We start from the raw sequence: 12,901 nt of genomic DNA on the forward strand, positions 1-12,901 counted from the left end.
TCTTCCTTCCCGTATGAAAGACCAGGGACGCTCCCCTCGCAAGCGGACAGGCGGCCGCCGACGACCGAACCACAAGAAGAAGAAACACGAGCTCGGCAAGGACACCGTCGAGACGCAGGTCGGCGAGCAGCGACTGAAGACCGTCGACTCCCGCGGTAACACCCAGAAGGTCCGTGCGGTCAAGACCGACGTTGCGAGTATCGCCGACGGCGCGGAAACCATCGAAGCGACCATCGAGAACGTCGTCGAGAATCCGTCGAACCCGAACTACGCCCGGCGAAACATCATCACGAAAGGCGCAATCCTCGACACCTCCGAGGGACAGGCCCGCGTGACCTCCCGCCCCGGGCAGCACGGTCAGGTCAACGCCGTGCTGGTCGAGTAATCCGGCACGCAATCAGCTTTTTCGGCTGTTCACGGACTCGGAGCGACAGCGTCAGCTATGGCCGGGGAGCGGCCTTCTGGAGCGCGCTTTCGGCGATGTTGCCGCCGTAGTCGGCGGTTCGGGACAGCGAGTCGACCACGCGGCCAAGTAGCTGTGCGCTCTGTGGGTCTAGCTCCCTGACTTTCCCGTCGACCTCGCGGGCGGTTTCGTCGACTTCGGGAATACGAGCACGGGCCTCGTTTGCCAACTCGACGGCCTCGTCGTTGTCGTCAGCCAACAGCGCATCCATCGCGGTTTCGGGGACGGCGATGGCCTCGGTTTCCAACTGGTCGAGAAGGTCGGCAGTTTCGCCGGTGATTTCACCGATCTCCTGAGAGAGGCTGGCGATCTTGGTCGCGTGGTCGGCAATGCGCTCTAGCTGACGGGCGCTGGACTGGTAGTCGAACACTGTCTCACGCGGGAAGCCGATTTCGTTGGCAGCCGTCGGATTGCGAAGGACGGTTCGGAACACGCGCGAGACCATGTACCAGAGGCGGTCCACGTCGTCGTCGCGTTGTATAACGTCTTCTGCGAGGTCGTTGTCGTCCTCGATGAGCGCCTCGACAGCGTCGGAGAGCATCGTCAACGAGACCAGCCGCATACGCGTAATAGCGTTGAGGACGGACAGCTCCGACGAATCGAGCAGGTCCTGCAGAACGACTCGGTCAGCCGTCTCTTCGATCATCTCCAGGCCGACCAGTCCCTGTGTCGCATCGCGGATGATCCGTCGCTGCTCGGCCGTTATCCGAGCGGCCTCCAGTCGGATGATGTCGAAGCCGCTGACGTACATCGTCATCACTGCCCGCGTGAGTTCGTGCCTGTTTTCGAGGCCAGTCACGTCCAGCGTTCCCTCGACGTGATCGTCGCCGTGCTGTGGCGAGACCAGTAGCAGGTCGTCTTCGGCGTAAAACTCGACGATACTGCCGCTCTCGACACCATTCTCAGTCGCCCACTCCTTCGGTAGTGAGACAGTGTACGTGGACCCGCCCGTCAGCTGTACTTTGCGCGTCTCCATAGTACTACGAATACGCGCTGTAGATTTATAAAATATGCTGTGACTATATATTACGGGTTGGGTTTCTGACTTATGCTGTTATGAAATAACGACACACGGTGAGGGCGGTGAATTATGGGGTACTGTGGCAATTTCTGACCCAGTGACTTGTTCACTGGCTTGGCCGCTATCGGGTTCAAACACCCGATATCCCGTTTTAGCCCCGTGAAATAGTAACGGCCTCGGAAAATATATAGAGGTATATAGTATTTATACCCGGATATAGGGCTAATAGTAGGGTACTTATCCGCTCTGTAACTTCCATCAGGTGATGACAGATTCACCGAGCGGTGGTTTCTCACGCCGCCGATTTTTAACAAGTTCTGGTGCGATTGGGACGCTGGCACTGGCCGGTTGTACGCAGAACACGAGCAGTGGCAACGGCGATGGCTCCGGTAACAACAGTTCTGATGGGAGCAGTTCTGACGGCCTCTCGGGACAGGTCATTATCAAGGGCAGCAGTACTGTGTTTCCCATCTCCGACGCGATGGCCGAGGAGTTCATGGAAGAACATGAAAACGTCAACGTGACCGTCGACTCCACAGGAAGCGGGGGCGGCTTCGAGAACTGGTTCTGTCCCGGCGACTCTGATATCAACGGGGCTTCCCGCCCCATCAGCGACGCCGAGATAGAGCAGTGTTCTGGCAACGACGTCGAGCCTGTCGAGTTCGAAATCGCGGGCGACGCACTGACCGTCGCGGTCAACAACGACGCCGACTGGGTCGACTGCATAACCTTCGACGAACTGCGCCAGATCTGGAGCGACGAAGCGGGCGTCACGAACTGGTCGGACGTGCGCGACGAGTGGCCCGATATGGAGATCGAACGCTACGGCCCGGCGTCGACCTCCGGGACGTTCGACTACTTCAACGAGAACGTCGTCGGCGAAGACACTGAACACACGACCGAGTACCAGCCGACCGAGGAGGACGAGACTATCGTCCAGGGAATCCGCGACAACGAAGGCGGCATTGGGTACTTCGGCTTCGCCTACTACAACTCGAACTCCGAGGCGGTGAAAGCCGTCGAAGTCAGGGCTGAGGAGGGTGACGAATGTACACCGCCGAGCCTGGCAAACGCCAAGGACGGTTCCTACCCGCTTGCCCGGCCGCTGTTCCTCTATGTGGCCGAGTCGGCCCTCCAGACGGAGGAAGTCTCCGAGTTCGTCGAGTTCTACCTCGAACAGGCCGAAACCGATGTCGTCCAGGAAATCGGGTACGTGCCGTCGAGCGCCGAGCAGCGCGACGAGAACCTCGAAAAGCTGGACGAGATCGCCGGCTAACACGGTCGAGAGTCGGCTTACTCACATGAGTACATTATGAGAGACAACACAATGAGTACCGAGACGCCCGGGCCGAATATTACGTCCAGACCGAGCGGGCGTGCAGCACGCGAGCGTATGTACCGATACGTCTTGCTCCTGTGTGCTGCCACGTCGATTCTCGTCACCGTCAGCATCGTCGTGTTGCTCGCACGCGACGCGATTACGTTCTTTACGCTGGTGAACCCGGTCGACTTCTTCACCGGAACGGAGTTCCTCATCAGTCGGAACGTCTACGGGTTGCTCCCGCTGTTGAGTGGCACGCTGTTGGTCACAGTGATCTCCGCCGTCATCGCACTCCCGACGGGTGTCGCGGCCGCGGTCTATCTCAGTGAGTACGCCAGCGACCAGATGCGCTCAGTGCTGAAACCGGGCCTTGAAATTCTGGCTGGTATCCCGACCGTCGTCTACGGTATCTTCGCGCTCGTGTACGTGACGCCGTTCCTCCAGACCATCGGACTCCCGGTCAACACGTTCAACATCCTCAGCGCCTCCATCATGGTCGGGATCATGATCATCCCCATGGTCTCCAGTCTGAGCGAGGACGCGATGAGCGCTGTCCCAGACTCGTTGCGACAGGCCGGTTACGGGATGGGCGCGACGAAGTTCGAGGTGACAACCGGCGTCGTCGTCCCCGCGGCGGCCTCGGGCATCTTCTCCTCGTTCATCCTCGCCCTGTCGCGGGCTATCGGCGAGACGATGATCGTCGTTGTCGCGGCCGGCAGCCGGCCCCGGATGCTGAACCTCTCGGACCCGCTCGCGAACCTCTTTCAGGGGTATCAGCCGATGACGGCAGCGATGGTCCAGATCAACAGCGCCGACAGCGTCAGTCAACTGGGCTTTACCAGTCTCTTCGCTATCGGCCTGACGCTGTTCGTCATCACGTTCCTGTTGAACCTGCTGAGCAACCGAATCGCGGCGCGCTACCGGGAGGAGTACGAATGAACACTGGAGGACTGAACTGATGGCAACACGAGAACCTGAAACGGGCTGGCACGGGGAGGACAGCGATGTCAACCATCTTCGGGGGCGTGCCTTCGAGGCGACCTGTCTCGCAGCGACTGCGTTCGGACTCGTTTCCGTCCTGCTCCTCCTGCTGTTCGTCGCCAACGACGCGTTCCGGCCCTTCTCGGCCGACGCGGGATGGCTGGCGACCTACGCCGCCACCGTGCTGGTGCCGCTGGCCGCACTGGCCGTCTACTACTATCGACTCGACGAACCGGCCGGCGAGGTCGCCTACGTCACCAGCGGGCTCCCGGTCGTCGGACTCCTGCTGACAGGCGGGTTTGCGGTCCTGTTCATCGAACTGCTCTCCGTGCTCGAGTGGTTCGCGCTCCTCATCTCGCTGGTCGTGGCCGGCGGCCTGATCGCCGCACACGGCCGACTGCGGCCGAAGGCCGCGCTCGAACGCCTCGCCGTGGTGCTCCTCGCCCCGATAGTCACGGTGTTCGGGCTGCCACCCACCAGCTTCAATCGGTTTGTCACCGACACCGCCGCGGCGCTCGGCCTCGACTTCGGGCTGTACTATCGCGTAATAAGCCTCCGAGAAGCCATCATGATGCTCCCGTTCGTGCCCACGGACTGGGTCATGTTACTCCTGACGCTCGTGCTCCCGGTCGCCGGTGCCGCAGGCTGGTTCGTCGAACAGCGACGTGAGTCGCGGCGAGACGGCCTGGCCGTCGTCGGGCTGACGACGGCAGTTGCGGTGGTGGGCGTCGTCGCCGGGCCGCTACTCGGGATCGGGACTGACGTGTGGCTGCTCGTAGTCACGTTCGCCGTACTCCCGCTGGGTGTCTACGTCGAAGGCGTGCTCCGTCGTGGCGAGGGCGTCCGCGGCCTCGCCTTCCCGGTCGCCGCCGTGCTTGGCGTGGTCGTCGGCAGCGTCGTCACCGGCGCGCTCGGGTTCGCCGGCCCGGACCCCTGGCTCGACTGGGGGTTCCTGACGAGTGCGACCTCGCGGACCGCCGCCGATGCCGGTATCTACCCCGCGATGGTGGGCTCGGTGATGATGATTATCGTGATCGTGCTCACCACGTTCCCGGTCGGCGTCGGGGCGGCGATCTACCTCGAAGAGTACGCTCCCTCACAAGGACTGATGGGCAAGTTCGTCACGCTCATCGAGATCAATATCGGGAACCTCGCCGGTGTGCCGTCGGTCGTGTACGGCCTGCTCGGACTGGCGCTTTTCATCCGGGTTCTCCAGTGGCCTCAGGGGTCAGTCATCGTCGCCGGCCTCGCCGTCGGCCTGCTGATACTCCCGATCGTGATCATCTCCGCCCAGGAGGCGATTCGCTCCGTTCCCGACTCGTTCCGACAGGCCTCCTACGGGATGGGGGCGACCCGCTGGCAGACGATTCGGCAGGTCGTCCTCCCCGAAGCACTTCCGGGCATTCTGACCGGGACGATACTGGCGCTGGGTCGGGCTATCGGCGAGACGGCCCCGCTGCTGATGATCGGGGCGGCGGCGTCGGTCCGACTCGCGCCAAACAGCTTCTTCGACGTAGCGAGTATGATGCCCCGCCAGATCTTCTCGTGGTCGTCGGAGCTGGACCCGTCGTTCCGCCACGGCGTGCTGGCGGCCGGCGTGATTACACTGCTTGCAGTGTTGCTGGTGATGAACGCGACAGCGATTGTCATCCGGAACCGGTATCAGCGAACAGGATAATTCATGACAGAGAACGAGATGACGAGCAACGAGAGTACCGAGCCCACACCGAGCACTGAAACGGCCGCGTCGTCGCCGGACCCGTCCGGCGACCCTCTCATCGACCAGTCGATCGACGTGGAGGGAACGGACGCGAACGCGGGCGAGACGGGGAAGCCAGTCATCGAGTCCCGCGACCTGAACGTGTTCTACGGCGAGACGCAGGCGCTACAGGGTATCGACCTGGCTATCCCGGAAAAACAGGTGACGGCCATGATCGGACCCTCCGGCTGTGGCAAGTCCACGTTCCTGCGGTGTATCAACCGCATGAACGATCTCATCGACGCGGCGCGGGTCGAGGGAGACCTCTACTTCGAGGGGAAAAACGTCTACGATGCCGACGTGGACCCGGTGGCGCTGCGGCGACGCATCGGAATGGTGTTCCAGCACCCCAACCCCTTCCCGAAGAGCATCTACGACAACGTCGCTTACGGCCTCCGGATTCAGGACCAGACGGAGGACATAGACGACAAAGTCGAGACGGCGCTCAAGCGCGCCGCGCTGTGGGACGAAGTCAAAGACCAACTGGACAAGAGCGCGCTCGACCTCTCGGGCGGCCAGCAACAGCGGCTCTGCATCGCCCGCGCTATTGCCGTCGACCCGGACGTAATCCTGATGGACGAGCCGGCGTCGGCGCTTGACCCGATTGCCACCTCGAAAATCGAGGACCTCATCGAGGAACTGGCCGAGGAGTTCACCGTCGTCATCGTCACCCACAATATGCAGCAGGCGGCCCGTATCTCGGACAAGACCGCCGTCTTCCTCACCGGTGGCGAGCTGGTCGAGTTCGACGACACGGACAAAATCTTCGAGAATCCCGACAGTCAGCGCGTCGAGGACTATATCACCGGCAAGTTCGGATAGCCGTCGCGGCTCGCTTTTGCCGTCGCCGCCTACCGCTCTAGCGTCGCCTCGGTGTCGATGCCGTACGCGTCTGCCGGCGTCTCGACGTGTGCCGTTCTGACTGCGTCTTCGTGGCCGTTCTCCAGTAGCCAGCGGACGCGCCGTGGCACCGTTTTCGGGCCGAGCACTGCGCCGGGACGGTCCGGGTCGTCGATGTAGTCGGTCTCCATCAGGAACGGCTCGTCCGTCTCAACCGCAATCTCCAGTTCGTCCTTATCCGCAAGCACTGATTTGACTGGGCCACGGAGCCGCCCGCCGGAGTAGTGTTTGACGACCTGCATACGGTCGAGGCCACGGTCTTCGGCCCAGCCAGCCACTGTTTCGAAGTCTTCGCCGCCTTCCGTATGGAGTTGTATCGCACAGCCCACGTCGGCGGCGCGTTCGAACCCGTGGCACATCACCGCATTGGAGGCCTCCCAGACGGCGTCGTCAACGTCGTAGTGCGGTCGCCCGGACTTCATCGCGAGCGCGTCACCGTTATCGACGTACTCCGCCGCCACGTCGAGGCCGGTCTGCATGATGTCCCGTGCTTCCGGCGGCGTGTAGCCGTCATCAACGAGTTTCGAAATCAGCGCCGGGTGGACGCCGAGGACGGGCCAGGCGCAGCCATCGAGCACTTCGGACGCCGCTGTAGCGGCCTCGACGGTGAGGTCGAACACCTCGCGGAACGTCTCCGCCTCTGTCGCCTTCTCGACGAGGTGCCAGGACGGCTTGTTGAGCACTAACAAGTGTGTGCCGCCCTGTGAGGCGAACTCCTCGGCTGCCGCGACGTTCCGGCCGTTGACCGGATCGAGATGGAGGTGGTTATCCAGTACCGGCGTGTCGTCGATGTCCATACGTGGCCAATGCACTGGCGGAAAAAACAGTTGGCGTCACGGAGTTCGGCCCTCAGAGCGTCACTGCGTCTTCGGCCGCGTTGCGTAACGCGTCCGAGCGGCCGTATTCTCCCGGCGCGATGGCGACCGTTTTGACCCCTTCCCGTGCAGCCACTTCCAGCGCCGGCTTGAAATCCGTGTCCCGCGAGGCGACGACCAAGACGTCGATCTGTCCCGAGGCGACGGCATCTGTCGCGTCGACGGCGAGTCGGACATCAACGTCACCGCTGGTGGTTCGGACCTCGAAGCCCCGGGCCTCGGCGGCCTGAATCAGCCCCGGCGAGGCGTTCTGGTCGACGTAGAGGCGAGTCAACGCCATCGGGCCGTATTCGACTGCAATGTCCCGGACCTCGTCGAGGTCGACATCGAACTCAGACCTGAGCACGTTCGGACCGTCGACGAACAGTCCAACGCGCTGTTGCGAGTCTTTCTCCCCGAATATCCGACGAAACAGCTCCATGCGCCCCTTTCCCTTCCCGGCCCGCTTATGCGTGCCGTTTCATATCGTAAATCAGTAACCGCTATATCAAATGTGACTGCACAACACTTAGGAGGATCCCCTCCTCACTTCATGGATAGTCTTTCCAGACAGCGGCGACTGGCGGCAACTGCTCGATATTCGGTACTATGAGTAAGGAATCTCTTCACAATCGAGACGTCCTAAACGGGCTTTGCGAGATAATTTCCGACCCAGCGATCGTACTAGATGCTGATGGCGTCTTTGTCGACGTCATCCATAATGCCCACAACGGGGCACTATTCTTCAGACAGCCGGAAACGTTGTTAGGATCAGATCTCTGGGACGTCTTCTCCACAGCACAGGCTGACCAGTTCTACACAGTCATCGAGGACGCTCTGCAGGCAGGCGAACAACAACACATCGAGTACCACCTATCGCTCGACGATGGGGATCGGTACTTCGAGGCTCGCGTCACGCCGGTTGGCAGTGACAGTACAGAACACGTGCTATGGCTGGCCGAGGATATCACGCAGCGAAAGCGACGCGAGGAGAAGCAGGTCCTCATCGAGCGAGTGTTCGAGATAAGCCCGGTCGGTCTCGTCGTCGTCGAACCGTCAGGCAAGATTTTGTTCGCCAATGACCGCGCTGAGGACTTGCTTGGCCTCGAACGCGGTACAATCACTGGGAGGCGGTACGACGAAGCGGAGTGGAATATCTTCTACGAAGACGGCACTCCGGTCCCTGAAGCGGAGCATCCGGTTACGAGAGTACTCGAATCCGGCGAGCCAGTGTTCGGATTCGAGCACTGGATAGAACTCGCCGACGGGACCGAACGGTGGCTTTCGAGCAATGCCGCGCCGATACTGGGTGATGACGGGACCGTCGAGCGTGTCGCCGTTGGCATGGACGACGCAACGAGATTGAAACAGCGGGAGGAGCAACTGGAGTGGCTTATCGGGACGGAGATGCTCGCCGACGTCGGCGGATGGGAACTGGATCTGGAGACAGGTCTAATAGAGGGAACCGCGGGGATGAAACGCCTGTACGGGCTCCCGGAGTACAATCCGACGCTCGAGGAGGCACTCGAGCAGTACCATCCCAACGATAGAGCGGCCCTTCGTGACGCTATCGAGACCTGTCGCGAAACCGGCGGCCCGATGGAGCTGGAAGCGCGCCGCCAGACCGCGGACGAAACCGAGCGCTGGTTCCGACTCCGGGCAGAAAAAACCGTCCGGGGCGGGGAACCGAAACTGCGAGGCATCGTTCGCGACATCACTCAGGACAAGGAGCGAGAACAGCGGATAATGGTCATGAGTCGGATTCTCCGGCACAACATCCGAAACAAGTTGACCGTGATACGGGGTAATTCGAGGCTCCTCAAAGAAGAACTCGGCTCGTCCGAGTTCTCAGTCGACGCTGCCAGAGGACACATCGACAGAATCGAGAACGCGTCGAAAGAGCTCGATTCACTGGCCGAACGAGCACGGACGTTCGACCGGGTCATCGAGCGCGACCTCCGAAGCGGGACAGTCCACCTACGGCAAGTCCTCACCGATGTCCGTGACGATCTTGTAGACCAGCATCCCGAGGCCGCAATCGAGGTGACACCTACCGACGCGGAGGTGGCTGGTGATAGGATGGCTATCGACCTGATGCTGGAGATTCTTGTCGAAAACGCGCTGGAATACAGTGATCTACCTAGCCCGAGGGTCAAACTTACGGCTGAAGAGACCTCGTCGGGCCAGGTGACAGTCAGCGTCGATACCGACGGGTCCGGTATCCCCGACATGGAGCGCAAGGTCCTGGCTTCGGAGACGGAAGGGCCAGTGGCACACAGTCGCGGTCTCGGGCTGTGGGCGGTTACATGGCTTGTCCGACGTCTCGGCGGGTCTGTGACGCTCAACGAAGACGCCGATGGCGGCGGAACGCGAGTTCGACTCGCGTTCCCGCTGGCGCGGAGCGAGTAACGAACGACAGCGTATTTTCCGTCCCGGTTCTGTCGCTCCATCTAGCGCAATCGGCGATTTGATATCGCCACATATGATTTATCATGAGGCCACAGGCGGTCAAGGGCCAAACGGTAAGACCACGCGGTACGAGAGGTCCGCGTATGACACTGCGGGCACCACCGCTCTCTGCGGTTCACCAGCGAGCCGACGCTTCGTTCACCGATTTCGGCGGGTGGGAGATGCCGGTCGAGTTCGAGTCGATCCGCACAGAACACGAGGCCGTCCGGAGCGAAGCCGGGAAGTTCGACGTTTCGCACATGGGACAGATAACCGTGGCCGGTCCGGACGCGGCGACGCTGACACAGCGGCTGACCACCAACGACGTGACCGTGCTGGACCCGGGCGAGGCCCAGTACGGGGCTATCACAGACGAGGACGGAATCATGCTGGACGACACCGTCGTCTACCGATTGCCCGAAGGCGCGGCCGACGAGTTCCTGTTCATCCCGAACGCCGGGCACGACGGGGAGATGACCGAACGGTGGCTTTCTGAGCGAGACGAACGGGGTCTGGACGCGACAGTGACGAACCGGACCGAGGAGTACGCGATGATTGCCGTTCAGGGGCCCGACGCGCCGGACCTGCTGGCAGCCGAGACAGCTGTCTCGCTCGCTGACCTGTCGCGGTTCGAGGTGGCTGACGGGGCTGTCGCCGGTGTCGACTCGTTGATCGCTCAGACGGGATACACGGGCGAACGCGGCTTCGAAATCCTCTGTCCGCCCGACGAAGCCGAGGCGGTCTGGGGCGCGCTTGAGTGCCAGCCCTGCGGGCTCGGCGCGCGCGACACCCTCCGCCTTGAGATGGGCTTTCTGCTCTCCGGTCAGGAGTTTCACCCGGTCGACGAGCCCAGAACGCCTTACGAGGCCGGTATCGGCTGGACCGTCAAGCTCGATACGGAATTCGTCGGCCGGGACGCACTGGAGGGCATCGCCGCGGACGGTCCCGAAGAGAAGCTCATCGGCATCGAACTCATCGACCGCGGCGTCCCGCGCCACGGGTACGACGTGACGACGCCGGACGGAGAGCCGATTGGCCACATCACCAGCGGCACGATGAGTCCGACGCTCGGAGCGCCGATCGCCCTCGCCTACGTCCCGGCGGCGTACGCCCAACCGGACGAGTCCGTCCGCGTTGTCGTCCGCGGCGAACCGAAGAAAGCACGTACCAGGAGCACACCATTCCTCGATAGATGAGCTTCGACGTTCCCGACGACCTGCGATATCTGGAGTCACACGAATGGGTACGCGTCTCCGGCGACACCGCCGAGGTCGGCATCACGGCGTTCGCACAGGACGAACTCGGCGACGTGGTGTTCGTCGAACTGCCCGAGGAAGGGGCGGAGCTGACTGCGGGCGAGGACTTCGGCGTAGTGGAGTCTATCAAGGCCGTGTCCGACGTGTACGCCCCCGTCTCCGGTACCGTCACAGCAGTCAACGACCGGCTCCGCGACGAGCCGGAACTGCTGAACGAGGACCCGTTCGGTGACGGGTGGATGCTTGAGGTCGAGATCGCCGACGAGAGCGACGAGCTGCTCTCACCCGCCGCGTACCGCGACCAGATCGAGTAACCTCCCGGTGGCAGTGATCTCTTGCGGGGGTGAAAGGAGTAACCTAATGTGGACACGGTCGCTAGCTGCCGATATCATGTCACCCCGGCGCTACTGGGTGGTTCTCCAATGAGCAATAGTGACTCACACGCGACAGGCAGTCCGTACGCACCGCAGACGGCCGCAGAGACCGCGGCGATGCTCGATGCAGTCGGGGCCGACGACCTCGAATCGCTGTTCGACGTTCCCGAGTCCGTCGCCTTCGATGGCGAGTTCGGTATCGACGCCCGGAGCGAACGGGCGGCGCGCCGGGAAGTCGCCGGCCTCCTGGGCCGCAACGCCGACCTCACCGAGTTTCTCGGCCGTGGCCACTACGACCACTACGTCCCGAGCGTCGTCGACGACCTCGCCAGCCGCTCGGAGTTCCTGACCTCCTACACGCAGTACCAGCCAGAGGTCGCACAGGGCTTTCTCCAAGCGTTGTTCGAGTTCCAGTCGATGCTGGTCGAACTCACGGGACTGGGCGTCGCCAACTGCTCGATGTACGACGACGCGACGGCGCTGGGCGAGGCGGCGACGCTCTCCCAGCGAGTGCGCTCGGTCTCGGGCGACCGGATTCTGGTTCCCGAGCACCTCCGGGAGGGCAAACGCACCGTTCTGTCGAACTACGCCGATGGCCCGGACCTTACCGTCGAATCCTATCCGATGACCGACGGCGTTGTCGACGTGGCGGCGCTGTCCGACCAGATCGGCGACGACACTGCGATGGTGTACGCCGAGTCGCCGACGGTCCGGGGCGTCATCGAAGAACGGCTCGGGGCTGTCGGCGACCTGGCCCACGATCACGAGGCGCTGTTCTGTCTCGGCTCGGACCCGATAGCGCTGTCCCTGCTGGAGCGCCCGGCCGACGTCGGAGCCGACGTAGTCGTCGGCGACGCCGCGTCGCTGGGGACCGGCACCGCCTACGGATTCGGCCTCGGAATGTTCGTCACCCGCGAGGAGTACCTTCGGCAGGTCCCCGGCCGGCTGGTCGGGGCCAGCGAAGACGCCGCCGACCGCCGCGCGTACACACTGACGCTCCAGACGCGGGAGCAACACATCCGCAAGGAGCGGGCCACCTCCAACATCTGTACGAATCAGGCGTGGGTCGCGCTTCGGACCGCAATGCACGCCGCGTGGCTCGGCCCGGACGGGCTGATCGACCTCGCCGAGGACTGTGTGACCCGCGCCCGTGACCTATCTGACCGCCTCGACGACATCGTCGGGGTGCAGGCACCAGTCCACGACCGCCACCACTTCAGGGAGTTCCTCGCCCGTACGGACCAGCCGGCCAGCGCCATCGTCGCCGACCTCGCAGCCGAGGGCTTTGCGGTCCACGCGGTCGGCGACCATCTGGTGCAGGTGTGTGCGACTGAGACGACCGCCGAAGCCGAAGACGAGTTCGTCGCGGCGCTCCGGGAGGTGGCGAAATGACACTCGCCTCGCGCTACTCGGCGAAACACCGTGGGACAAACCACGTCCCACGAGTTTCACGCTCGACACGGGGGTGTCTCTTCGCTTCGCGCTACTCAGCGAAACACCGTGGGACAAACCACGTCCCACGAG

12 protein-coding genes are annotated in these 12,901 nt (G+C 62.7%); 9 read left to right on the top strand and 3 right to left on the bottom strand.

Translation table 11 applies throughout. The annotated features are described in order from the left end of the window. Positions 1–13: 13 nt before the first annotated feature. Positions 14–385, top strand: coding sequence for a 30S ribosomal protein S8e (locus C442_RS14160; RefSeq protein WP_008311571.1), 372 nt, complete (start codon positions 14–16; stop codon positions 383–385). 55 nt (positions 386–440) lie between these two features. Here C442_RS14160 and C442_RS14165 read toward each other — a convergent pair whose 3' ends face one another. Next, positions 441–1,439: a phosphate uptake regulator PhoU gene (locus tag C442_RS14165; protein ID WP_008311572.1), complete on the bottom strand. Its 999-nt coding sequence runs from the start codon at positions 1,437–1,439 to the stop codon at positions 441–443. 310 nt (positions 1,440–1,749) lie between these two features. On the opposite strand from C442_RS14165, the gene C442_RS14170 reads away from it, so the two are divergent. Genes C442_RS14170 through pstB form a run of 4 tightly spaced genes read left to right on the top strand, consistent with a single transcriptional unit; the run spans position 1,750 to position 6,367 of the window. Then, entirely contained in the window at positions 1,750–2,760 is a 1,011-nt protein-coding gene (locus C442_RS14170; protein ID WP_049943001.1) for a PstS family phosphate ABC transporter substrate-binding protein, read from the top strand. Positions 2,761–2,811: 51 nt separating this feature from the next. Beyond that, on the top strand, positions 2,812–3,744 hold the full coding sequence (gene pstC, locus C442_RS14175) for a phosphate ABC transporter permease subunit PstC (protein WP_049943002.1): 933 nt from the start codon (positions 2,812–2,814) through the stop codon (positions 3,742–3,744). 19 nt (positions 3,745–3,763) lie between these two features. Further along, entirely contained in the window at positions 3,764–5,464 is a 1,701-nt protein-coding gene (pstA, locus tag C442_RS14180; protein ID WP_008311575.1) for a phosphate ABC transporter permease PstA, read from the top strand. A gap of 3 nt (positions 5,465–5,467) precedes the next feature. Further along, on the top strand, positions 5,468–6,367 hold the full coding sequence (pstB, locus tag C442_RS14185; protein ID WP_008311576.1) for a phosphate ABC transporter ATP-binding protein PstB: 900 nt from the start codon (positions 5,468–5,470) through the stop codon (positions 6,365–6,367). A 29-nt stretch (positions 6,368–6,396) separates the two neighbouring features. On the opposite strand, the gene C442_RS14190 is transcribed toward pstB, so the two are convergent. Together C442_RS14190 and C442_RS14195 are read right to left on the bottom strand one after the other, a co-directional pair. Beyond that, positions 6,397–7,242, bottom strand: a complete 846-nt coding sequence (locus tag C442_RS14190) for a TatD family hydrolase (RefSeq protein ID WP_008311577.1) — start codon at positions 7,240–7,242, stop codon at positions 6,397–6,399. 52 nt (positions 7,243–7,294) lie between these two features. Next, on the bottom strand, positions 7,295–7,741 hold the full coding sequence (locus C442_RS14195) for an NYN domain-containing protein (protein ID WP_008311579.1): 447 nt from the start codon (positions 7,739–7,741) through the stop codon (positions 7,295–7,297). A gap of 167 nt (positions 7,742–7,908) precedes the next feature. On the opposite strand from C442_RS14195, the gene C442_RS14200 reads away from it, so the two are divergent. From C442_RS14200 to gcvPA, 4 genes are all read left to right on the top strand, one after another. Continuing rightward, on the top strand, positions 7,909–9,708 hold the full coding sequence (locus C442_RS14200) for a sensor histidine kinase (RefSeq protein WP_049943003.1): 1,800 nt from the start codon (positions 7,909–7,911) through the stop codon (positions 9,706–9,708). 143 nt (positions 9,709–9,851) lie between these two features. Further along, positions 9,852–10,943, top strand: coding sequence for a glycine cleavage system aminomethyltransferase GcvT (gcvT, locus tag C442_RS14205; RefSeq protein ID WP_008311584.1), 1,092 nt, complete (start codon positions 9,852–9,854; stop codon positions 10,941–10,943). Then, on the top strand, positions 10,940–11,317 hold the full coding sequence (gcvH, locus tag C442_RS14210) for a glycine cleavage system protein GcvH (protein ID WP_008311586.1): 378 nt from the start codon (positions 10,940–10,942) through the stop codon (positions 11,315–11,317). The genes gcvT and gcvH overlap by 4 nt, the downstream gene beginning before the upstream one ends. 108 nt (positions 11,318–11,425) lie before the next feature. After that, a complete protein-coding gene (gene gcvPA, locus C442_RS14215; RefSeq protein WP_008311588.1) occupies positions 11,426–12,769 on the top strand; it encodes an aminomethyl-transferring glycine dehydrogenase subunit GcvPA in 1,344 nt (447 codons plus the stop codon). The last annotated feature ends 132 nt before the right edge of the window (positions 12,770–12,901 follow it).

This window comes from Haloarcula amylolytica JCM 13557 (assembly GCF_000336615.1).
Taxonomy (GTDB): Archaea; Halobacteriota; Halobacteria; order Halobacteriales; family Haloarculaceae; genus Haloarcula; species Haloarcula amylolytica.

What these genes read in the sequence shown, in the direction of transcription:
- C442_RS14190 (WP_008311577.1), bottom strand. Translation starts at nt 7,242, where the DNA reads ATGGACATCGACGACACGCCGGTACTGGATAACCACCTCCATCTCGAT.
- C442_RS14165 (WP_008311572.1), bottom strand. Translation starts at nt 1,439, where the DNA reads ATGGAGACGCGCAAAGTACAGCTGACGGGCGGGTCCACGTACACTGTC.
- C442_RS14200 (WP_049943003.1), top strand. Translation starts at nt 7,909, where the DNA reads ATGAGTAAGGAATCTCTTCACAATCGAGACGTCCTAAACGGGCTTTGC.
- gcvH (WP_008311586.1), top strand. Translation starts at nt 10,940, where the DNA reads ATGAGCTTCGACGTTCCCGACGACCTGCGATATCTGGAGTCACACGAA.
- gcvPA (WP_008311588.1), top strand. Translation starts at nt 11,426, where the DNA reads ATGAGCAATAGTGACTCACACGCGACAGGCAGTCCGTACGCACCGCAG.
- pstC (WP_049943002.1), top strand. Translation starts at nt 2,812, where the DNA reads ATGAGTACCGAGACGCCCGGGCCGAATATTACGTCCAGACCGAGCGGG.
- C442_RS14160 (WP_008311571.1), top strand. Translation starts at nt 14, where the DNA reads ATGAAAGACCAGGGACGCTCCCCTCGCAAGCGGACAGGCGGCCGCCGA.
- pstB (WP_008311576.1), top strand. Translation starts at nt 5,468, where the DNA reads ATGACAGAGAACGAGATGACGAGCAACGAGAGTACCGAGCCCACACCG.
- C442_RS14195 (WP_008311579.1), bottom strand. Translation starts at nt 7,741, where the DNA reads ATGGAGCTGTTTCGTCGGATATTCGGGGAGAAAGACTCGCAACAGCGC.
- gcvT (WP_008311584.1), top strand. Translation starts at nt 9,852, where the DNA reads ATGACACTGCGGGCACCACCGCTCTCTGCGGTTCACCAGCGAGCCGAC.
- C442_RS14170 (WP_049943001.1), top strand. Translation starts at nt 1,750, where the DNA reads ATGACAGATTCACCGAGCGGTGGTTTCTCACGCCGCCGATTTTTAACA.
- pstA (WP_008311575.1), top strand. Translation starts at nt 3,764, where the DNA reads ATGGCAACACGAGAACCTGAAACGGGCTGGCACGGGGAGGACAGCGAT.